The sequence below is a fragment of the Flavobacterium sp. T12S277 genome (genome assembly GCF_048514875.1).
Lineage (GTDB): Bacteria > Bacteroidota > Bacteroidia > Flavobacteriales > Flavobacteriaceae > Flavobacterium.
This window is the reverse complement of sequence record NZ_JBLYEG010000001.1, coordinates 147,446-169,415: the sequence shown is the minus strand read 5'-3', so window position 1 is coordinate 169,415 and position 21,970 is coordinate 147,446. Positions and strand designations below refer to the sequence as shown.

At 36.9% G+C, this 21,970-nt stretch carries 17 protein-coding genes and 1 tRNA gene; 10 read left to right on the top strand and 8 right to left on the bottom strand.

Annotated features, from left to right (window positions below; genetic code table 11):
- Positions 1 to 11: 11 nt before the first annotated feature.
- The 6 genes from ACN1CN_RS00610 to ACN1CN_RS00585 form a co-directional block, all read right to left on the bottom strand.
- Positions 12 to 443 (bottom strand): GtrA family protein, encoded by a 432-nt coding sequence (locus ACN1CN_RS00610; protein WP_264524002.1) that lies wholly within the window; start codon positions 441 to 443, stop codon positions 12 to 14.
- Position 444: 1 nt separating this feature from the next.
- Entirely contained in the window at positions 445 to 1,131 is a 687-nt protein-coding gene (locus ACN1CN_RS00605) for a CDP-alcohol phosphatidyltransferase family protein (RefSeq protein WP_419134274.1), read from the bottom strand.
- 153 nt (positions 1,132 to 1,284) lie between these two features.
- On the bottom strand, positions 1,285 to 2,091 hold the full coding sequence (locus tag ACN1CN_RS00600) for a phytanoyl-CoA dioxygenase family protein (RefSeq protein WP_419134273.1): 807 nt from the start codon (positions 2,089 to 2,091) through the stop codon (positions 1,285 to 1,287).
- 227 nt (positions 2,092 to 2,318) lie between these two features.
- On the bottom strand, positions 2,319 to 3,107 hold the full coding sequence (locus ACN1CN_RS00595; protein WP_419134272.1) for an SDR family NAD(P)-dependent oxidoreductase: 789 nt from the start codon (positions 3,105 to 3,107) through the stop codon (positions 2,319 to 2,321).
- Positions 3,108 to 3,336: 229 nt separating this feature from the next.
- On the bottom strand, positions 3,337 to 4,857 hold the full coding sequence (gene eptA / locus ACN1CN_RS00590) for a phosphoethanolamine--lipid A transferase EptA (protein ID WP_419134271.1): 1,521 nt from the start codon (positions 4,855 to 4,857) through the stop codon (positions 3,337 to 3,339).
- Positions 4,844 to 5,695, bottom strand: a complete 852-nt coding sequence (locus ACN1CN_RS00585; protein ID WP_419134270.1) for a phosphatase PAP2 family protein — start codon at positions 5,693 to 5,695, stop codon at positions 4,844 to 4,846. The genes eptA and ACN1CN_RS00585 overlap by 14 nt, the downstream gene beginning before the upstream one ends.
- 465 nt (positions 5,696 to 6,160) lie before the next feature.
- On the opposite strand from ACN1CN_RS00585, the gene ACN1CN_RS00580 reads away from it, so the two are divergent.
- The 5 genes from ACN1CN_RS00580 (at position 6,161) to ACN1CN_RS00560 (ending at position 11,276) form a co-directional block, all read left to right on the top strand.
- Positions 6,161 to 6,838, top strand: coding sequence for a response regulator transcription factor (locus ACN1CN_RS00580; RefSeq protein WP_419134269.1), 678 nt, complete (start codon positions 6,161 to 6,163; stop codon positions 6,836 to 6,838).
- Positions 6,831 to 8,096 carry a sensor histidine kinase gene (locus ACN1CN_RS00575; protein WP_419134268.1) on the top strand — a complete coding sequence of 422 codons (1,266 nt, stop codon included), beginning with the start codon at positions 6,831 to 6,833 and terminating at the stop codon, positions 8,094 to 8,096. The genes ACN1CN_RS00580 and ACN1CN_RS00575 overlap by 8 nt, the downstream gene beginning before the upstream one ends.
- A 73-nt stretch (positions 8,097 to 8,169) precedes the next feature.
- Entirely contained in the window at positions 8,170 to 8,598 is a 429-nt protein-coding gene (locus ACN1CN_RS00570; RefSeq protein WP_419134267.1) for a hypothetical protein, read from the top strand.
- A gap of 10 nt (positions 8,599 to 8,608) precedes the next feature.
- A complete protein-coding gene (locus ACN1CN_RS00565) occupies positions 8,609 to 11,020 on the top strand; it encodes a TonB-dependent receptor domain-containing protein (RefSeq protein WP_419134266.1) in 2,412 nt (803 codons plus the stop codon).
- A gap of 182 nt (positions 11,021 to 11,202) precedes the next feature.
- A tRNA-Arg gene (locus ACN1CN_RS00560) sits at positions 11,203 to 11,276 on the top strand.
- 84 nt (positions 11,277 to 11,360) lie between these two features.
- On the opposite strand, the gene ACN1CN_RS00555 is transcribed toward ACN1CN_RS00560, so the two are convergent.
- On the bottom strand, positions 11,361 to 12,086 hold the full coding sequence (locus ACN1CN_RS00555; RefSeq protein WP_419134265.1) for a LytR/AlgR family response regulator transcription factor: 726 nt from the start codon (positions 12,084 to 12,086) through the stop codon (positions 11,361 to 11,363).
- Positions 12,086 to 13,114, bottom strand: coding sequence for a sensor histidine kinase (locus ACN1CN_RS00550; RefSeq protein ID WP_419134264.1), 1,029 nt, complete (start codon positions 13,112 to 13,114; stop codon positions 12,086 to 12,088). Before ACN1CN_RS00550 ends, ACN1CN_RS00555 begins: the two co-directional genes overlap by 1 nt.
- Positions 13,115 to 13,315: 201 nt before the next feature.
- Between ACN1CN_RS00550 and ACN1CN_RS00545 the strand changes: the two genes are divergently transcribed.
- From ACN1CN_RS00545 to ACN1CN_RS00525, 5 genes are all read left to right on the top strand, one after another.
- Positions 13,316 to 15,694: an outer membrane beta-barrel protein gene (locus tag ACN1CN_RS00545; protein ID WP_419134263.1), complete on the top strand. Its 2,379-nt coding sequence runs from the start codon at positions 13,316 to 13,318 to the stop codon at positions 15,692 to 15,694.
- A 202-nt stretch (positions 15,695 to 15,896) separates the two neighbouring features.
- Positions 15,897 to 20,198 carry a putative Ig domain-containing protein gene (locus ACN1CN_RS00540; RefSeq protein ID WP_419134262.1) on the top strand — a complete coding sequence of 1,434 codons (4,302 nt, stop codon included), beginning with the start codon at positions 15,897 to 15,899 and terminating at the stop codon, positions 20,196 to 20,198.
- A gap of 265 nt (positions 20,199 to 20,463) precedes the next feature.
- On the top strand, positions 20,464 to 21,159 hold the full coding sequence (locus ACN1CN_RS00535; RefSeq protein WP_419134261.1) for a pseudouridine synthase: 696 nt from the start codon (positions 20,464 to 20,466) through the stop codon (positions 21,157 to 21,159).
- A 286-nt stretch (positions 21,160 to 21,445) separates the two neighbouring features.
- On the top strand, positions 21,446 to 21,694 hold the full coding sequence (locus tag ACN1CN_RS00530) for a ribbon-helix-helix domain-containing protein (RefSeq protein ID WP_419134260.1): 249 nt from the start codon (positions 21,446 to 21,448) through the stop codon (positions 21,692 to 21,694).
- On the top strand, positions 21,687 to 21,965 hold the full coding sequence (locus tag ACN1CN_RS00525; protein ID WP_419134259.1) for a type II toxin-antitoxin system RelE/ParE family toxin: 279 nt from the start codon (positions 21,687 to 21,689) through the stop codon (positions 21,963 to 21,965). Before ACN1CN_RS00530 ends, ACN1CN_RS00525 begins: the two co-directional genes overlap by 8 nt.
- The last annotated feature ends 5 nt before the right edge of the window (positions 21,966 to 21,970 follow it).

The window sequence follows — 21,970 nt, the reverse complement described above, 5'->3', positions numbered from 1 at the left end:
TTATTTAAATACTAATTTGACTCGACTGCATTCTTTTTTTCGTTTGTCTTAAAAACCCAATATTTAATCAGAGGATAATTAAAACCATAGGAAACAAAACTATCGGTGATTAATCTCCCGATTCTATAATCGATTTGAAATCCTTTTTGCAAAATAAGCGTACCAAATGATTTTAGGGAGATGCTTCCCAATACAACCAACGCAAATTTAAAAAGCTGACTGTTGATGCGGTTCCTGTAACCCGATTGATTTTTAAATACCCAAAATCTATTGATGCTGAAATTGATAATGGCGCCAACGGCTCCCGAGATTAGAATAGAAAAGGTAAAATGCAATTTGAAAACTTCTGTCAATAAAATCATTAAACCATAATCGGTAATACCACCTAAAAATGCCGCAACTTGTGCTTGTAGAAAAGTTAAAATAGATTTTTTCCTGAGCATATCAGTCCTGGTTTTTATCTCTTAAATCCCCCAGCTTTAAGAGCTTCAAGCTATCGATAGTATTGATTACAAATAGAATAATAGAGATTAAAACCGCCAAATATGTAATTGATCCATGAAACAGAACTTCTATAATTAAAATTAAAGCAATAATAAATCTAAGTTCTGTTGGACCAACAAAGCCGGAATCGATGCTGTATTCATTGGTGATTTTGTAGCGCAATTGACTGATAATAATAGACCAACCATACAATGCGACAAAAGCAAAGGCTACCACTTGTGTACCATTTTTAGCATAAATGTAGTAGCCAAAGCCTATCAGTACAATACCGATCCAATCGGCAATAATATCGAGTGCAAAACCATACCAGCGACGTGGGATGTTTCTATAATAAGCCAACCTTCCATCTAAAGAATCGCCTAACCAATTTATAACCAAACCAATAATACCGAAAAGCAAATACCAATCTGTTAAATAACTACCTAAAACAAAAGCCAGAAAAATGAATCCCGAACCAAGTGTGCCAATTAATGTAAGCACGTTTGGCGAAATAAATCCAGGCACTTTTGGAAGTAAAAATACAATGGTTAACTGTTCTGCTCTTTTTAAAATATTAGTCCGTTTACGATCAGAAAATGTTCTTTGTGCAATTGCACTATAATCTTCAACCTCTGTTTCTTTTCCCATTAATAGCCCAATGTTTGTAAACCAGATTGTATAACCAATTCTAGTTTGGTAATTTTTAATTTTATTTTTCCTTGGGTATTTTTAAAAAAATCGGTGGTTCTTTTTAGCTTACCTGATCTAACCAGATAACTAAATGCGATAATAAACAGCATACTATTTAACAATTCCCGCAAAACGTTGATAGAAAACCGTTGGGCTATTCTCATTTTTAGGAGCGTATTTTCCGGCTATAATTGGAATATAAATAACTCTCCTTCTACTCTCTTCGCCACGGATAGTTGATTCTGCAACTCTGTGCCACAAACGGCCATCGTGAATGGTTAAATCTCCGGCTTCCGGAATGATGGAAACTTCCTCTGGATCGGCGTTATGATCTAAAAAGTATTTTTTGCGGAAGAGCATTTGATAAATACTTTGTTTGTGCGTACCCGGAATGATTTTAAGACCGCCGTTTTCGGGTTTTAAAGTGCTTAAATGGATCCCCACATTGAGCATAGGGTTTAATTTTGCTCCATAAAAAATATCTCGCAAACCATCTGTATGCCAGCCCATCTTACTAAACTTACTTTCCGGACCATTGATATAATGATTGAAAACCATTCCGTCTTTTTCTTCAGTGCCTAGTCTTGCGTCATCGCCTGCCAACTGTAACAAACTATTAAATCTCGGATCAAGTAAAAGACCGCTTAAGGTTTGATGATGCTGATTGATAAAAGCAAAACGCTGTACAATCGGAGAGCCATCTAAATCTTTTCCGTATTTAATTGGAACGCCGTTTACTTTTTTCAGGTCATTGTCTATCCATTTTTGCTCCACTTGTTTGGAAGCATCAATGATAGATGAAACTGTTTCCGGGTTTATAAATTTTTTGAAATGGATGAAGCCGTATTGGTTAAAAAAGTTTATTTGCTCATCAGTTAATTGTTCAGTAAGGGTAAAAGTTTTATAAGAAGATATCATAATAAATAGATTTAATAAATGAAAAATTTAAGTTTTTAATTTTATCTGAAAGATTTGCAACAGCAACAACAGCAACACATTCGCATGTTGTCGTGCATTCGGTCTTTAGGAAAATTAAATTTATTTCTTTTATTATACATACTCTATAGAATTAGTCGATATTTAAAACGAAGATAATATAAATTCTCTTTTGCAAAGAATATTTTTTTATTTTTTTTGAAAAAAAGTTAAATTTTATAGATCCCGGCTGCCGTTTTTTCGATGAATGCCTTTGGTAGTATGCGGTTGGCATAGACCGAAATGATATTTGTAAAACCCGGAATAACTTCTGATTTTTTGCTAAACATGGCTTTTACGGCAAGTTTTGCAACTTCATCAGGCTGCATATTAAACTTTTCGGCCATTTTGCTAAAGGCATTTAAACCAGCTCTTGCGGCAAAACCGGTATCCACCGGACCTGGACTAAAACAGCTTACCGAAATTGAAGTTTGCGCAAGTTCGAAACGCAAGGCACGCGTAAACGATAAAACAAAAGCTTTTGTAGCCGAATAAACAGCCAGCGTAGGTACAGCCTGATATGCAGCAGTACTAGATATATTTAAAATGTAAGCTTGTTTTTGTTGTGAAAGTATGGGAACTAATAAATGGGAAAGCTCTACCACTACATTCATGTTAAGTTGCATCATGCCAAGCTGATCGGTTAGCGAAGACTGACTAAAATCGCCCCACACACCATAACCGGCATTGTTTACTACAATGCCAACCGGATAGTTGTTTCTTTTTATCCAATCGGCTACTTTTAACGATGCATCATTTAGCGAAAGATCAATCGATAAAACAGCTGCGTTGATGCCGTATTTAGCCTGAAGATCCTCAGATAGTGCTTTTAATTCTGCTTCACTTCTTGCAACAAGTAACAGTGGATACCCCTGTTTAGCCAATTCATAAGCAATAGATTTCCCAATGCCTTTACTGGCGCCAGTTATTAAGGCATACGGTTTCGTTTTTTCGCTCATTTTATTAGTTTAAGCATCAAATATAAAAATTAATTGCAAACCGTTTACTGTACAACGTAGATAATGGTCTTCCTCTTCTTCCCTACCCTGTGGGACTTATTGTGCACTACACATTCTTTAAGCTGGCCATTATAAAAATAAAAAAAAGAGACTCAAAGTCTCTTTTTTTATACACCTTCACTATTGTTTCACCAGGAACCCGGTTAAAAAACAGCTTCTATTTATTTTCTTATTTAAAAATGTTCATTTGCTCATTATAAACAGGGCTTTGAATGTTTAAAAAATTTAAAACACTATGAAACACATGGTTTTGTGATACGCTCTTATTTGCCTTGAGTTGTTTTGAATTGTCCGATACCCAAACGATGAAAGGGATCTCATATTGTTCTTTTGGAGCAAAACTTATCGGTACTCCATGCATGTACAAATTCTTTTCTCCTAAGGATTCTCCATGATCTGAAACAAAGATCATAGCACTTTTATACTCTTTTAACTCCTTTAAGTCTTCGATTACTTTTGATAAAATATAATCCGTATAGACAATGGTATTATCATAAGCATTAAAGAGTTCTTCCTGTGAACATTTCCCGAGTTCAACACTATTACAAACTGGTTTAAAAGTTTCAAACGCAGGCGGGTACTTCTTGCTGTAAGTCGGTCCGTGACTTGTACTGGTGTGCAGTACAATTAATATTTTATTCTTTTTGCTGGATAAAATCTGCTCTTTTAACCCTCTTATTAGAACTTCGTCATAATTGCATTCTTCCCCTTTACAATCCTTCTTTAAAATATCTCTGTTTTGGTATTTCTCTATATGCACCGGAGGTTCTCCCCAGTTTGTTGTTCTCCAGACAACCTCTACATTGTTTCTGTAAAGGTAATTTGGCAAGATTTCATATAAATCATCTGAATTGGTATGTTCTAAAATACATTTTACGCCAGCTGTTGTATAAGTAGCACACGAATTGGCGTTAAAATGAAATAGATTCTTTGTTTTGGAAAGCAGTGGATTGGTATTTTTCTTATAACCGTACAGAGAAAAGTTCTGACTCCTTGCAGATTCCCCAATAACTAAAACAACAACCGACTTCTGATTGTCTTTTATTACTGCATTTGGCAATAAAATTTCCTTTTCATTCTTCTTGTATTTATGAATATAAAAAAGTGATGTGTTTACCGAATAAGACCACGGCATTGCAAGACCTCCCAACTGTTTCGAATTTTTATCAATCCACAGCCAATTGCTTGCATTGGCGAATACCAAAACGATAATGAACAATAAAGCTAAAGAAGAAAGAGTTAAAAATTTCTTCAAGGCAACTTTTATGATATTGACTTTTATAATATAAATACTGGGAATAATCCCGAGAAAGATTAGGTACAGTATTAATTTAAAAGAGAAAAAACTGCTGGACTCTTCAAAATTGGTATTGAGCACATTACCGATCATGCTTTCATCTATTATTACACTATAGGTATTAACAAAATAAACGGCAACTGCATTGATCATAAAGAATAAAACCAATAAAAACTTTCCAACATACCGGGAAAGCGAAAATATCAGGTAGAAAACAAAGGCATTTAAAACAAGCATCAGAACGATGAGACTGAAAATCAAAACAATACCGTTCAGACTCTTATAATCGACATGATTAAAGACATAGGTATAAAAAGGCAAATGAAAGAACACAAAATTCAGAAAACTCATAAGCAAAACAAAATGAGTCAGTCTTAAGTTACTTTTTAACATAAACGGCGGTAATTTCATAGAATGAAAGGCTAATAATTTTAAATAATGAAACAGCTAAACTAATGAATGCTAGATAAAATATGATTAAATCCTCATCAATTATTCTGTAAACTAAGCAAATACTGCAAATAAGAAACAAGATAATAATTATTGGATAATACTTTCTATTAGTAATCCAACCGAAGATTCTATATTTTCGGCTTATAAAAATACCTAATAATCCTGCAATATATCCTAAAGTTCCTCCTATAATTACATCAAGAGGATAATGTGCTCCTACTCCCACTCTGGTAAAACCTACAATCAATCCTGTAATTAAGATTGCAGAAAACCATAAAATTTTCATTTTTAACCCCTTAGGCATAAAAGAAAAAAGCAAGACGGTAACTATGGTGAAAAGCACAATGGAATGTCCTGATGGCAGACTATTGTGCCCGCATAATGCTTTGCCAACAATAAAGAAACTATCATTGTTGAATGTTGCTGCCGGTCTTGGGACAGAAAATATATTTTTTAACGGACAAGAAAATAAAAGAGAAAATAGTAAGCCTGATAATAAAGCTTCCCACAATTTAGGAGCGAAAACAATTAAAATACTTAGAAATGATAAAAAAATAGAAGCATCACCTAACTGAGTAAGATTGTATTCAAAACTTGGATAATGCCCCAAATGATGATTAATAAAATAGAAACTGTCCTTTTGAATTTGTATATACCTCTCTGTATTTAAAGCATCTAAATTGTACAAGAACAAAACTATAGTTACCAGAAAAAGTATAGGGAGAAAAAACAAAAAAGGTTTAAGTCTTGAATAATTAGCGATAATATAGGCATTCATAGTGTTTTCTTTTTATTTTTTTTACTCTATTTAGGTTCTCAAATAATTTTCATATCACAATACTGTTCTTCTTTACCTTAAGAAGAAAATGACGAAGAACGATCTAAAAGCACTAAAAATGATAATTCTTCTTACCTATAAATTTACTCGGCTGCAAGATTAACTAATCTCATTTTACTGCTTGTGTTCTACACATTAATAAAAAGTAAATTAATTGGTCAATTTTGAATAAATTTAGAATTTCTGCCGAATTAGGATTTTTTTTACATAATTTCTTCTTAAAAAAAATCAGTTCATTGTATCAGCTTGACATATGTTTAATTTACAACACCATAAAACGCAAGATTACACTGGTGTTCATAGCAATTATATAAGCTAAAAACACTATCTTAGATTTTACTAGAAAAGAAACACAAAGCATTTTAAATTCAACTTTTCTTCAAAATTTGTATCTAAACTTGCAGCATGAAGATTTTAATTATAGAAGATGAGCTGGAAATTGCTCAAAGCATTAAAAATTATTTTAAAACGAATGGAGTCCAATGCGAGACGGCCGAAAATTATAGTTTGGCACTTAGCAAAATTGATTCCTACGATTATGATTGCATACTTCTGGACCTAATGCTGCCTGATGGTGACGGATTTGATATATTAAGACAACTCAAAAGAAAAAACAAAACAGACGGTGTTATTGTGATTTCAGCCAAAGAAACACTCGAAACCCGTCTGGAAGGATTCAATCTTGGAGCTGATGATTACCTCACCAAACCCTTTCATCTCTCAGAACTTTTGGTACGAATGCAGGCACTCATCAGACGAAAGAATTTCAAAGGATGTAATAGTGTAATCTTTAATGAAATCGTAATTGATCTGTTTTCTAAATCTGTAGCGGTAAACGATGTCAAATTAGATCTGACCAAAAAGGAAATAGATTTGCTTCTTTTTTTAATTGGTAATGAAAATAAGGTGTTATCCAAAGGGGCTATTGCGGAGTATCTTTCCGGAGATATGGCTGATATGCTCGACAACCATGATTTTGTATATGCACATATTAAAAATCTAAAAAAGAAGCTTCAACAGGCTGGAAGCGGCGATTATATTAAAACAGTTTACGGTTTGGGATATAAATGGGAAAATGAATAAAAAAAAACTACTTAATAAAACAACCAATAGCTTTCTTACTTTTGCTATCCTTATCCTATTGATAGCAGCTCCATTATTCTACTACATAAGCGAGCAGCTTTATATTTATGAAACTGATGAAGTACTTCACTTTCATAAAGGTGCCTTTATCAAGGAAAGTCATAAAGATTTTACCCAAAAAGATATCGATTTATGGAACAAATACAATCATGACGTAATGATTGTACCCGATATGGGCGTTAGCAGCGATTCTATTGTTGGAAAAATGCTCTACGACCCTATTGCAAAAGAAAAAGAACCTTTTCGTGTACTTTATGCTCCCCTGACCATAAATGGGAAAAAATATACTTATACCGAGAAGATTAATCTATTGGAAATGGAAGGAATGGTTTTGAGTATTGCCGTCATGTTTCTGTTTATCATTATCGTGCTTATGATCGGAATTATCTGGATCTCAAAAACTACCGCGGCTAAAGTATGGAGTCCTTTTTACGATACTTTAAAACAGATTCAGTATTTTGAAATTGACAAAAACAAACCACCACATTTTATTCCTACTGATATTGATGAATTTGATCGTCTTAACAAAAGTCTGGAATGGCTGATCGAAAAAAACACAGTCATTTATAAAAATCAGAGAGAGTTTGTCGAAAATGCCGCACATGAACTTCAGACACCATTAGCTCTATTTCAAACCAAAATTGATACACTGACGCAACTGGATCTCACCAAAGAACAATCCGATCTTGTTACTTCATTAAATAAGGACGTTTCAAGGCTCAACCGACTTAATAAAAATTTGTTGTTACTCTCTAGAATTGACAACGAGTGTTTTCTTGAAAAAGATACAATTGTTCTTAACGATTATATTAAAAAACATCTGGACTTTTTTACGGAACAGGCAAATGCTAAAAACCTGACTATCACAACTGAATTTAGTGCTACTTTAACTGTTACTGGAAATCAAGCCCTTATTGAAGTTTTGATCAATAACTTGTTTTTGAATGCTATTCGGCACAATGAAAAAAATGGCCAGATCATTATTACGACTCTCAAAGATGAATTGATATTTCGCAACAGTGGTCAAACAACAGCTTTGCAAAAAGAGAAACTCTTTAACCGTTTTTCAAAATCCAACCCTTCTTCTCAGGGCAATGGACTTGGTTTGGCAATCGTTAAAAAGATTACAAAACTTAACCATTGGAAAATAAGCTATAGTTTTTATAATGATTTGCACTGTTTTAGCGTCAAGTTTTAGAAAATTCAAACTTCCTACAGATTCGTATTTCAACTTTGTACTATGTTTTTTATCAATTAAAAGAATAGTACAAGTGAAACATTCAATCCTAACATGCTTAGTCTTGCTTTTTTCTTCCTTCGCCATAACGCAGCGTGTAAGTGAGAAAGAGATTCCTAATAGTGTAAAATCAAAGTTTTTAATTTCCCATCCTGGCCAGGCCCATGTGAAATGGGAAAAGGAAAAAGAAAATTATGAAGCCAGTTTTACAAGTGGTAAAACAAAAGATTCGACACTTTTAGATCCTAATGGAAATATTCTCGAAACTGAAGAAGAAATCAGTGTGAAGCAACTTTCGGCCAATGCTCTGGCCTATATTCAAAAGACATATAAAAACAAGAAAATCAAAGAAGCTGCAATGATAACCGATGCTCATGGTACGGTTACATTTGAAGCTCAGGTAGCTTCTATTGACATGATTTTCGACAAACAAGGAACTTATATTAAAAGCATAGCAGATTAAACCCATAAAAATGAAATTAAAGATAATTTTAGTATTGTCGTTTCTTGTAATGAAAATTTACAGCGTAACGGCACAAAACAACCCAGCTATAATCTCAGGATTAATTAAAGATAAAACCTCAGGAATCGCACTTCCTTATATTAATGTAGTTTTAAAAACGGCAAAAGATCAAAAAATGCTAGCCGGAACAGTGACCAATGAAGAAGGTCGTTTTACAATACCTGCTGTACCATCCGGAAATTATACTCTTGAAATTACTTCGATAGGTTATAAAACCAAATCCCAAAAAATCTTCGTAGGCACACTATCCGATTTTCTGGATCTTAATAGCATCGAACTCGAAGAAGATATCAATACTTTATCCGAAGTGGTTGTGACTTCAAAAACCTCAGAAGTAAGTGCCAAAATGGACAAAAAAGTCTTTTCTGTGGCCGATAATATTACCCAAAGCGGAGGCTCTGTGCTTCAATCTATGCAGAGTCTTCCTGGTGTGACGCTTCACGAAGGAAAAGTACAGCTGCGAGGCAATGATAAAGTGATGGTGCTTATTGATGGAAAACAAACCGCGCTGACCGGTTTTGGAAACCAGTCAGGTCTTGACAATATTCCGGCATCGGCTATTGAGAAAATTGAAATTATAAATAATCCTTCTTCAAAATTTGATGCCAACGGAAATGCAGGGATCATCAATATCATTTACAAGAAAAACAAACAGGAAGGATTCAACGGAAAGCTAGGAATCAGTTCTGGATATGGTGCTCTTTGGGATCGTAAAACCAACCTTCCCAGCATTCGCTCGCAATATCAGATGACACCAAAAATGAATCCATCGCTCTCACTGAATTACCGCAAAAATAAAATCAACACCTATATTCAGGCAGATTATTTATATACTGAGACACTCAACAAAAATGAATTTGTAACACGAAAGTATGACGATGGTACTGTTATCAATCAGCAGACGGTTAGAAATCGTGATACCCACTATACCACTATCAAATCAGGAATCGACTGGAATTATAACGAGCAAAATAGTTTCTCTTTTTCGGGGCTTTTTGGAAGTGAAAAGATTATTGACAATGGAGACGAGCCCTTCTTTAATCAGGATTATTCCCAACGCTTGCGTCTTTGGTCATTTCTGGAAGATGAATTAAAAACTACAGTGATGGCCAGCGCTTCGTACGAACATAAATTCAGTCAGCCGGGGCATAAATTAAATGCAGGTGTTAACTACACCTATCATCGTGAAGATGAAAAGTACTTTTTTACCAATACCCTGCCCGCTTCTGTTGGACAGGATTCTTTTAAACTTTTATCAGATGAAAAAGTAGTCGATATAAATCTTGATTACATTAAACCTTTAAAATATGGGCGATTTGAAACCGGATTTAAATTCAGAAACAGAGAAATCCCTACGAATATGCAGTTTTTTCCAGGACAAAATTCCCCTATTGATGCCAATGCTGGAGGATGGGCTAATTATAAAGAAATAATTCCTGCCTTATATTCGAATTATATATTTGAATCGGATAAAATTGAAGCCGAACTTGGATTGCGCCTTGAATATGTCAAACTGCAATACGATGTTAATCCGAATCATCCAACCTATAAAAGCAATGGTTATAATTATACAGAGCCTTTTCCTAATGTACGTTTTGGTTATAAAATCGATGACAAAAACAAAATCACCGCTTTTTATAACCGCAGGGTGGACAGACCGGCAGAAGTTGATATTCGTATTTTTCCTAAATATGATGATGCCGAAATTATAAAAGTTGGAAATCCTGCGCTTCGTCCACAATTTACCAGCGCCTTTGAAGTAGGATATAAAAAGACAATGCCAAAAGGATATTTGACCACAGCTGCCTATTATAGAATTATAAACGGAACCATAGCACGTATTGCGACTACTGTTCCCGGAAGCACTTTGATTTACAATGTATTCCAGAATGCCGACAAGAGTACTTCACTTGGAATCGAAGCGATATACGCACAAGAAGTAACTCCCTGGTATTCTTTTAATATCAATGGAAATCTGTATCAAAATACCATTGATGCTTTTACGGTTACCAACCTGTACCCTATTCCTAGTATCTATAACGGTAATCGTCAGCAGCTGGTTTCAGGAAATTTAAAATGGAACAATACCTTGCAACTCGATAAAACATTAAAAGCGCAAGTTTCTGCTATTTATCTGGCTCCTGATGTTGTTCCTCAGGGAAAAATAGACTCGAGATTCTCTGTTGATTTGGGAATTAAAAAAACAGTTCAAAAAGGAAAAGGTGAAGTGTTTTTAAATGCTACGGATATTTTCAACACACTGGTACTACAAAAAGAAATAACAGCAGAAGGTTTTAGGTATAGCAGCAAGGATTATTACGAAACGCAGGTAGTACGATTTGGCTATAGTTATAAATTTTAACTTTTAATCAAAGATCAAAACACAGCCGTATTTGTAATTTGTACATCCCACTTTCTGCCCACGAGTAAAATACTCCCGTAAACAGGGGATTTTATATTTGCATATCTCACATTTATGTCTATCTTTGCACCCTCAAACAACAATCAACAAAGCTACCAAAATAGCTTATTGAAAGTTAAAAAGGCCTCGTGGCGCAACTGAATAGCGCATCTGATTACGGCTCAGAAGGTTACTGGTTTGAATCCAGTCGAGGTCACAAAAATCCCATTTCTTACGAAGTGGGATTTTTTTTTACTCTTTTAATTCTGTATGACGCAAAGTATATAGTCTTTAAAAAAGATTAAATCTCGAATCGTTCGATCCTTTCAAAAAAATCATTTCTGTAGGTATCTCCAATTGGAAGGCATTTCCCTGAAACCCAAACTTCATTATTGTCGGTTTTTTCAATTTTGCCGATGGCCACGATAAATGATTTATGAATCTTTACAAACTGGTTACCGGGCAGGTTTTCTTCAAAATATTTTAAAGTATTGTAGGTTACCACCTGTTCGGATGAAGTATGCAGTACTACATAATTTTTAATGCTCTCTAAATAATTGATAGCCCTGACCTCAATGCGCTGATAGCGTTTTTTCCCATCGGTTTTGACAAAAAAGTAATCGTCAATGTCCGTTTGCACAGCTGTATTTACAACGGTATGTTCTGTTTGCTGCTTGTGTACTTTTTCTACAGCTACAATAAAACGTTCAAATGCTATGGGTTTGAGCAGATAATCTATTGCATTCACTTCAAAACCTTCTATTGCAAATTGCGGGTAAGCAGTAGTAAATACGATTTTTACCTTGTCCTTAATGATTGCTGAAAGCTGTATACCGTTAAGATCAGGCATTTGTATATCGAGAAATACCACATCAGGTTTGTGTTTTTCTATGAGCACAAGAGCGTCTAAAGCCCGCGTGCAGGTAGCAATACATTTTATTCCCTGAAGCTGCTCGAAATATTTTTGAAGCAAACGTATCGCAGGAGGTTCGTCATCTACAATTATAGCAGTAAGGTAATCGCTCATCAACTCAAAGGCATATTTAGGGTTACTTTGTGGCAGCTATCATCTTTTAAAATAATAAGAGTATGGTTATCAGGATACATTAAACACAGTCGCTGGCTTATGTTTTTGTTTCCTACACCGTGCTCGTCATAGCTTTTAGTAATTCGGTACTTATTGTCTGATGTAAATATAAGTCTTCCGTTTTCAATTTTCAGCTTTATCGTTATGGGATTTTCAAAATCATCGCTGACACCATGTTTGAGGGCATTTTCAAGAAAATGAATCAGCATTAACGACGGTATTTTGTAATTACCGACATTATCAGGATGTATAAAATCTATCGCCACCAAACCGTCAAAACGTCTTTTAAAGAGATCTATATAATTTTGCAGGAACATGGTCTCGTCTTTGAGCAGCACCATATCATTTTTGTTTTCATACGTAACATAACGTAACATCTCCGATAGTTTCATTATATCGGAGGCAACTTCCGGGTTGGTGTCATACAAATCAGAGTAAAAACCATTCAGCGAATTAAATAAAAAGTGCGGACTGAGTTGATTTTTTAAAGCCTGTAGTTCAGCGTATTTCTTTTCTAAGGTCAGCTGGTTCACCTGGGCACTGGTATTCCAAAGGTATTTCAAAAAATAACCTACCAGACTAAACAACAGTACTCTTATAGAAAAATACGAATTATCATAAATATAGTACAGCGGCGTCAAGGTTCTCATATTGTAATTGTGCCTGCCTGTTATTTCAAAAAGCAACATTTCCTCATAAGCAAAACGCAATAAGGGAAAAAGAATAATTAGGCTGAATTGCGCCAGGATCAATAGATACCATTTTTTAAATGGAATTGTTCTGGGGCAGATAATAAGATAGTTGAGATAAAAAATCAGCAGTTCTAACGACACAAAACCAATGTTTTGCAGCATACTCCATGGATTGTCTAAATCCTTATATATTGTTATGCTTTTTAGCAGTTGGTCCAGCCCCACAAATAAGGTCCAGAATAAAATGTGATACAGTATTTCCTTTTTTCTGCTCATACTGCTAAAGTAATTCTTTTCGATCATAAAGGCAACTTCACTGGCTTAACAGGATTAATTGCAGGATGAACAATAGAGATTGCACAACGAAATACAAAACGAGATGCAGTTTAGGTTTTGTTTTATAGAATAAGCGATTGGTACTGAATCAATTTTTAAGAAAAATAAACCGAGTAACATTACAGCGTAAATCAACCCAACATGAAAAAACTACTGTTTATAACCGCCGTGCTTTTATTCCCCCTGATTAATTTGGCACAAACAACGATTAAAGGTACCGTAAAAGATCACAGTAACTCCACCCCCATTCCCTTTGCTTCGATATCTGTTACTGACGAAAATCAAAAGAAAATAGTGACCGCAGAAACGGATAAAACAGGTCATTACACTATACACCTTCCCGCTTCTTTTACATCGGGCAGTCTTTCGATAACTTGCCTTGGCTATACCAATTACAGTCAAGAAATTACGGCTCCCAGCCTGCCAGATATCCTGGATATTATGCTGGTACAGGATCAAAACCAACTTAAGGAAGTGGTTGTGGATACCCGTAAAAATGCAATTACCATAAAAGGAGATAAAACAATATTTGATGTTGATGCCTCCGGTGTAGGAAATGGGAATAACGGACTTGAAACCATAGCTAGGGTACCGGGCATGCGTCTTGACAAAGACCAAAACCTTGTTTACCGCGGCAGTAAGGACATACAGGTTATGATTAACGGTCGAAAAAGTCTGCTTTCGGGAGATGCACTGCGCGAATATATACGCTCATTAAAAGGCTCGGACCTAAAATCGATTGAGATCATAGCACAACCCTCTTCAAGGTATGAAGCAGCAGGGACAGCAGGTATCATAAACATTGTTTTGAAGAAAAGCAGCGCCACGGGTTTGTCGGGGAGTATTTATTCCTCAGCTTACAAAGGCGATTATTTTAAAAGCAGACAAGGAGGAAGATTGTTTTATAACGACTCTCTTTGGACGTTTACCGCAAATGGATCTTACTACAATGGAAAATCTGTTAATTACAGGCATATCAAGCAGAACATTAACTCGGAAGGAACTGAAAAGATCATAGACCAGTACAACACGTGGCTGCCCGTTACTACATTATCCAGTATGAACTTCGCTGTAGAAAGAAAGCTAACTAAAAACCAGATTATAAGTACCGAATGGCAGTTTTACAACGAAAACAGTAAAGAAACTACCAAGGGCTATACCAATGAATACCTTAACAATACTTTGCAGAACACGGTTGATCTCAGCCAGTTTTTTAAAGTTCCGGAGAAACGCGTTTCCGGGAATGTGTTTTATAATTTTACCTCCGACAGCCTTACGACAAAACTTGATGTGCAGGCCAACTTTTTACAGTTTAGTAAGAAAAAAAACGGAGTACAGCTTAATGATTATGCAGATGGTGCTTTTATGGAGCTTGCTGGTGAAAACAAAACCTCTTACACTATCGCTAATCTGCAGGTGGATTTTCGTCACAAGCTCTCAAAGAAAATCAATTTTGAAGCTGGTGCCAAGTACTCTTATGTAAAAATGGACTATTACAACCGCTATACAACCAACAATACAGAACTGTTGTTTATCCCCGACAGTTTATTGGTCAATGACTTTAAATATGATGAAAAACTTCTTTCCGGATATGCCCAGGCGTCCGGTGAATTTGGCCGATGGAACCTGCAGGCCGGAATGCGTACAGAATATTACAACTTTACGGCAGTCTCTCAAATAAATTCTAAAGCAAATAAAGGCAATTATGTGAATTTATTCCCGTCTTTTTCCTTTGGTTACAAGCAGGAAAACAATCAGTATCAGTTTAGCTACAGTAAACGCATCGGCAGACCGAATTACTTGTCGTTGAATCCGTATTACGAATATATAGATGCTTATACCCTGAACATTGGAAATCCGGCACTAAAACCGCAATATTACGACAGTTTTGAACTGAGTTACATCTACAAAAGTAAGCTGAATCTGAGTCTTTACGGCTATCTTTATAAAGACGGCTTTATTCAGGTTATAGACTACCAGCGTGACCAAAACTATAATATTACCTATGATGCCAATGCGGCCAAAGGCAGCAGGTTTGGCTTTTCAGCATCTACTCCCTTCCAGCCTGCCGACTGGTGGTCAATGCAATTGAGTTTAGACACCTATTTAACTGGGGAGAAATCGGAAATAAAAAACTTCTCCTATAGCGGAACAGGTTTCGGCTACGATCTTAATTTTTACCAGAGCGCAGACTTAAAGGGCAATTGGAAGCTAACCATGAACTGTTTCTACAATGGACGATCCACCACACCAAGCGGTTTTTCAAAAGCTACTTATGACATGAGTTTTACCGCTAAAAAAAGCCTGATGGACAAAAAACTGGTCGTAGAAAGTGGCTGTACAAACCTATTAAAAAGAAGTCTCTATAACGAAACCACAAAAATTAACCATGTATCAACCGACTGGACGAATCGTTGGGAAACACGCAACTTTTATGTGCAACTCACCTACTATTTTGGTTCAGGAAAAAATAAAGAAGTGAAAGCTACCTCACTAAAAGAGGAAACTAAAAGAATGTAAACCAAAAATGCTAAAACAGAGAGCGTCACAGAAAAAAGTGACGCTCTCTGTCTTTTTACGAATACGCTTTTATGAACTATTTCATTAAGTTTAATCAAAAAAAACTAAGATGAAACTTAAATTATAGATGCGACAGAAACTATTTTTTTCTTCAGGGAAAAAAGATATCTTAGCTGTCAGATTTTAATTATAAAACCTATTTATGATAAAACAACTTTACTCTCTTTTAGCCGTGGCTTTGGTTCAGTCGGGCTTTGCACAGGCACCGGTTATCAGTTATACCACGCCAAAAAGTTATATATTAGGTATCCCCATACCTTCTTTAACTCCCGTAAATACAGGAGGTTTCATTACTTATGGAGCGACAAGTACTCTGGCAGGAAGCGGAGCGGTTGGTGCGGACGATGGAGGTGCTGTTATGGCAAGTTTTGATCGTCCGTATGGAGTAGCAATTGATGCTGCTGGTACGGTCTATGTAGCGGATACCTATAACCATAAAATAAGAAAAATAACTTCCGGGGGAGTCGTAAGCACACTGGCTGGAAGCGGCATAGCTGGTGCGGCCGACGGCAACGGTACTGCAGCAAGTTTTAATTTACCCGGCGGAGTAGCAGTTGATGCTGCCGGAATGGTATATGTGGCCGATGCCTCTAATAATAAAATACGTAAAATAACACCCGAAGGAGTGGTCACTACTTTGGCTGGAAGCGGAGCAACTGGTTCTACCAACGACACTGGTATTTTGGCAAAGTTTAATTCCCCTCGCGGATTGGCAGTTGATGCTTCAGGTACAATCTATGTTGCAGACAGCGGTAATCACAAAATAAGAAAAATAACTCCTGCCGGAGTGGTGAGTACATTGGCTGGAAGCGGATCACTCGGTTCCTCAGACGGCAGTAGTACTACGGCACAATTCTTTAGCCCTTACGGAGTAGCTGTTGATGCTTTAGGTATTGTTTATGTAGCCGATAACAGTAACAATAGCATAAGAAAAATAGCTCTCGACGGACGAGTGAGCACTCTAGCCGGAAATGGCCAACAAGGCAATGTGGATGCTAAAGGTAAATTGGCCCGTTTTTATTATCCAAAAGGAGTAGCAGTTGATGCTATGGGTACTGTTTATGTGGCCGATGGTGATAACTATAAAATAAGACAGATAAGCCCTTCAGGTGAGGTCACTACTTTAGCAGGAAGCGAACTTAGAGGCACTACTGAAGGTAACGGCGCTTCTGCCAGTTTCTACAACCCTTTTCGAGTTGCTGTTGATGTTTTCGGCACCGTTTATGTCGCCGACACCAATATCAATAAAATAAGAAAGGTAGATACCGGAGGCTATACGGTAGCTCCCTCCCTGCCTGCCGGTTTGAGCATCAACAGGATAACCGGAATTATTAGCGGTACACCCACTGCAGCCACACCTCCAACGGTCTATAAAATAACAGCAGCCAATGGTTCAGGAGCTGGTACTTTTGATATTACCATCGAAACAAAGATAGAAGTACCTATCTTCAGTTATACTTCGCCGAAAAACTATGAGATTAACACCGTAATACCCTCTCAGAACCCTATTCATACTGGTGGCCCCGTTCCTTTTGGAACCATTGCTGTCTTGTCAGGAACCGGAGTATCCGGCAATATAGACGGTAATGGTACTGAGGCACGTTTTTCTGCTCCATTAGGAGCGGCTATAGATGCTTCTGGTAATATTTATGTAGCGGATTACAATAATAATAAAATACGTAAAATAACGCCCGACGGAGTAACGACTACTTTTGCAGGGAGCGGTACAGCAGGTTATGCGGATGGAAATGCTGCTACAGCAAGTTTTAGAAGTCCGATCGCAGTGGCAGTAGATGCTTCTGGCAATGTGTATGTAGCCGATAGCGCTAACCATAAAATACGAAAGATAACTCCTGCGGGAGTGGTGAGCACTTTGGCCGGAAGCGGAACACCCGGTTTTGCAAACGGCACTGGTGTTGCGGTACAATTTTTCTTTCCAAGCGGAGTAGCGGTTGATGCTTCAGGCAATGTCTATGTGGCCGATACCAATAATCAAAGAATTAGAAAGATAACTCCTGAGGGAGTTGTAAGTACTTTTGCAGGAAGCGGGGCAGTTGGCGACGGTGACTATACCGGTGTCCGTGCAACTTTTAATTATCCGAGAGGAATAGCAATTGACGCTTGGGGTAATCTTTATGTAGGAGACGTGGATAACCATAAAGTAAGAAAGATAAATCCCGCAGGACGTGTAAGTACCCTGGCAGGAAGTAAAACCTCCGGTGATGTTAACGGTACAAGTGTTACGGCACGTTTTGCCCGCCCTTCAGAATTGGCGGTTGATGCTTCAGGTACCGTATATTTGGTAGACAGGGATAATAGTAAAATTAAAAAGATTTCCCCAACGGGAGTAGTTACTACTCTGGCAGGAGGTGGAACAGATGGTGTTCCGGGAGCAAATTTTTCTTACCTTGCCGGAGTAGGCGTTGATCCCTCGGGTAACGTCTATGTTTCTGACAGCAATAAAATAACCAAAATAAAGCCAAGTTATACCCTAACACCAAACTTACCGCAAGGACTGTATTTTGACGCATCAACCGGAAATATCACTGGCATCGCTACGGTAGCTACTCCTCCTACGGTTTATACTGTAACGGCAACTAATTCTACCGGAACAGGTACTTTTGCAATTACCATCAGTACAGTAAAAAAAGCTCCCCAAATAAGTTATTCCACCCCACTAAGTTATGTGAAAGATGAAACAATAACGCCCTTAACTCCTACCGATACAGGAGGACAAATTACTGGTGGAAACACAAGCACCCTGGCAGGAAACGGAGGAGGTAATACTGCCGATGGAAGTACTGCTGCGGCAAGTTTTAATTTACCCCGAGGAGTCGCCGTGGATGCTTCGGGTACTGTTTATGTGGCGGAAGTAGGCAGCAACAAAATACGCAAGATCAATTCTGCAGGAGTCACTACCCTGGCTGGAAGCGGAACGTTTGGCGGTGCCAACGGCCCTGGTACTGAGGCAAGTTTTAAGCATCCTGCCGGAGTCGCCGTTGATGCTTCGGGTACTGTTTTTGTGGCAGATACCGAAAACAATGTAATACGAAAGATTACAGCCGAAGGTGTTGTAAGCGCCTTTGCAGGTAGCGGAACCGCTGGAAGTGCCGATGGAACTGGTTCTGGAGCAAGTTTTGACCATCCTTTCGGAATCGCTGTTGATGCTTTAGGTATTGTTTATGTAGCAGATACCTATAACAATAAAATACGCAAAATAACACCCGGGGGCGTAGTAAGCACCCTGGCAGGTAGTGGATCCTACGGTAGTACCAATGGTATCGGCACTGCTGCAAGTTTTTATAATCCTTCCGGAATAACCGTTGATGCTTCGGGTACAGTATATGTGGCAGATGGCGGTAACTATAAAATAAGAAAGATAACTCCCGAGGGATTAGTAAGCACCTTAGCTGGGAATGGAACCCAAGCTGTTGTCGATGGCAACAGCACTGAAGCTAGTTTTTACAGTCCTCACGGAATAGCAGTTAGTGCTACCGGTACTGTTTACGTTTCGGATAGTAATAAAAATGTCATAAGAAAGATAACTCCTGAGGGCGTAGTAAGTACCTGGGCTGGAAGCGGAATAGCCGGAGATGCCAACGGATATGGCTCTGCAGCTAGTTTTAGTCAACCTGAGGGATTAGCTGTTGATGCTTTGGGTAACCTCTATGTGGGAGATAGTGATAGCTATAAAATAAGAAAGATAAATATTGCTTATATCGTCGTGCCATCGCTGCCGGCAGGTTTAAATATTGATGCGGCAACCGGGATTATTAGCGGCACCCCAACCACTGTTACTCCTGCAACAGTCTATACCGTAACGGCGAATAATGCTTCGGGAACAGGCACTTTTAATATTACGATCGAAACAATCATTTCGGAGGAACCCAAAATTACAACTCCAACAAACCTGAATGCAACTGGAACTACCGCAACCAGCACTACTCTATCTTGGACTGCTTCAGAAAATGTAGGCGCTTCTTCAGGTAAAAAGAAAGATTTGGGCAGTATAACATATGATATATACAAAGACGGCATTTTGTTGGCGACGGTAGCCCAAACAACTTATACCGCAACGGATTTAAATCCTGATACCACTTATTTATTTACTATTAAAGCTAAAAATAGTTCAGGAAACGTTTCAAAAACCAGTCATGTATTTTCTGTCACCACTTTAACTAGTAACCTGGGAACTGATGTTTTCGACAGAAAGGATACCGTCAAATTATATCCAAACGCAACAAGCGGGAATATCACAATTGAAAAGAAACTACTCGAAAATGCACAATTACGCGTTTTTGATGTTATGGGTCGCTTTCTTTTTTCAAAAGAGTTAGAAGAGCAATCCACTAGATTAGATATCTCTAATTTACCAACCGGAACCTATATGTTTCAAATTTTGTTTGAATCAGGAACTGTATCAAAAAAAGTTATTCGAAATTAAATAGTACTTTGAAGCTGATCAAAAAGCGTTAAAATGAATAGCCGATTTTCTTAATGAAAATCGGCTATTTTTATATAGTTTTCATACTATCACATTTTAAGTTTATATAAAAAAGTTACGGGATCAATCTCATCTGTTTTCTTGATCTTCTCAATGCTTATGCTACGCAAATCTCTCCCACTTTACGCTATCAATTCAAGTCTTCAACGAAAAATAAATAAGTCATAAAAGAGATTTCAATCGAAATCTCTTTTACTTTTGCCAAATGTTAGAAATTCTTTACCAGGACGAATATATTATAGCCATTAATAAACCAAGTGGCTTGTTGGTTCATAAATCATTTTATGCACGCGATGCAAAAGTGTATGCTATTCAGGAACTGAGAAATCAAATAGGACGACACGTCTATCCCATTCATCGGTTAGACCGGAAAACATCCGGTGTCTTGTTATTTGCATTGGATAAAGACGTTTTGAAAATTATGAACGATCGTTTTGCTACACGCGAAGTCGAAAAAAAATATTTAGCCATTTTACGTGGTTGGTCACCCGAAGAACTAACGATTGATTATGATTTAATCAATGATGATGGCATTAAACAAAATGCAATCACCTACTTTCATCGTTTACAAAATGCCGAAGTTGATTTAGAATTTAACAATAAACCAACCTCACGGTATTGTTTGGTAGAAGCGATTCCCGAAACTGGACGCATGCATCAATTGCGAAAACATTTCAAACATATTTTTCATCCCATTTTAGGAAGCCGTCCACATGGTTGTAACAAACAAAATAAATTATGGCTGGATAATTTTGACCTGAAAGGAATGATGCTTCATGCACATCAGTTAATTTTTAATCATCCAATGACCAATAAACAACTCATCCTGAATGCAAAGATTAATGATGAGTTTAGCAAAGTAGGCGCTATTCTTAATCTCGATTTGAGTAAGTATAAATAGAACATTCGTAACAAATCGACAACAACCAATATTCCCTCGCTCTACGAAATGTCCAACAAGCGTCTAGTCACGCTGCGCAAATGTCTCGGACTTTGCGCTACCAATTCAAGTCATCATGAGAAAATATAACAACAAAAAAATTGCGCAAAGTCAGAGATATTTGCGTAGCTTTTCATAAGGAACTTTTTCGGTGAGCGGAGTTGAATACTATTTTTATCATAGAAACATGTTCTTCTATTTCAAAATTTTGGTGTAAATTTACACCAATATAAAAATTGGTATTATTATGACACGACAAAGTATATCATTAACTGCCCCTAATGAAGAGTGGTTAAAAAATCAGGTCAATACAGAAGAGTTTAATAGTAAAAGTGAAGCTATTAACTATTTGATTAAACAAGCTCGTTCAAAAGAAGAATACCATGAGTTTGTGAGGGCTAAAATTGATAAGGGAGAAAAAAGCGGTTTTGCTAAAAAACAAACCAGAGAAGAAATGTTAGCTGAATTTAAAAAAGATCTGCCTGACAATGTATAGCTATTATTTAAGTAGTGAAGCTAAAGAAGATTTAAAAAGAATTTATTATTATGGTGTTAGTAAGTTTGGCATTAATCAAGCTGACAGCTATTTTAATATGTTTTATGATTGTTTTGAAAAAATAGAGGAAAATCCTTTTTTATTTCCATCTGCTGACCACATTAAAACAGGATATCGTTATTGTGTTTGTGGCGTTGATACTATTTACTACCAAATTAACGGAGATAAACGGGTAGAGATTATTACTATTATCGGAAGGCAAGACTTCTAAAGCAG

Coding starts and splice junctions, on each gene's coding strand:
- ACN1CN_RS00610 (WP_264524002.1), bottom strand. CDS start 443: ATGCTCAGGAAAAAATCTATTTTAACTTTTCTACAAGCACAAGTTGCG.
- ACN1CN_RS00605 (WP_419134274.1), bottom strand. CDS start 1,131: ATGGGAAAAGAAACAGAGGTTGAAGATTATAGTGCAATTGCACAAAGA.
- ACN1CN_RS00600 (WP_419134273.1), bottom strand. CDS start 2,091: ATGATATCTTCTTATAAAACTTTTACCCTTACTGAACAATTAACTGAT.
- ACN1CN_RS00595 (WP_419134272.1), bottom strand. CDS start 3,107: ATGAGCGAAAAAACGAAACCGTATGCCTTAATAACTGGCGCCAGTAAA.
- eptA (WP_419134271.1), bottom strand. CDS start 4,857: ATGTTAAAAAGTAACTTAAGACTGACTCATTTTGTTTTGCTTATGAGT.
- ACN1CN_RS00585 (WP_419134270.1), bottom strand. CDS start 5,695: ATGAATGCCTATATTATCGCTAATTATTCAAGACTTAAACCTTTTTTG.
- ACN1CN_RS00580 (WP_419134269.1), top strand. CDS start 6,161: ATGAAGATTTTAATTATAGAAGATGAGCTGGAAATTGCTCAAAGCATT.
- ACN1CN_RS00575 (WP_419134268.1), top strand. CDS start 6,831: ATGAATAAAAAAAAACTACTTAATAAAACAACCAATAGCTTTCTTACT.
- ACN1CN_RS00565 (WP_419134266.1), top strand. CDS start 8,609: ATGAAATTAAAGATAATTTTAGTATTGTCGTTTCTTGTAATGAAAATT.
- ACN1CN_RS00555 (WP_419134265.1), bottom strand. CDS start 12,086: ATGAGCGATTACCTTACTGCTATAATTGTAGATGACGAACCTCCTGCG.
- ACN1CN_RS00550 (WP_419134264.1), bottom strand. CDS start 13,114: ATGAGCAGAAAAAAGGAAATACTGTATCACATTTTATTCTGGACCTTA.
- ACN1CN_RS00545 (WP_419134263.1), top strand. CDS start 13,316: ATGAAAAAACTACTGTTTATAACCGCCGTGCTTTTATTCCCCCTGATT.
- ACN1CN_RS00540 (WP_419134262.1), top strand. CDS start 15,897: ATGATAAAACAACTTTACTCTCTTTTAGCCGTGGCTTTGGTTCAGTCG.
- ACN1CN_RS00535 (WP_419134261.1), top strand. CDS start 20,464: ATGTTAGAAATTCTTTACCAGGACGAATATATTATAGCCATTAATAAA.
- ACN1CN_RS00530 (WP_419134260.1), top strand. CDS start 21,446: ATGACACGACAAAGTATATCATTAACTGCCCCTAATGAAGAGTGGTTA.
- ACN1CN_RS00525 (WP_419134259.1), top strand. CDS start 21,687: ATGTATAGCTATTATTTAAGTAGTGAAGCTAAAGAAGATTTAAAAAGA.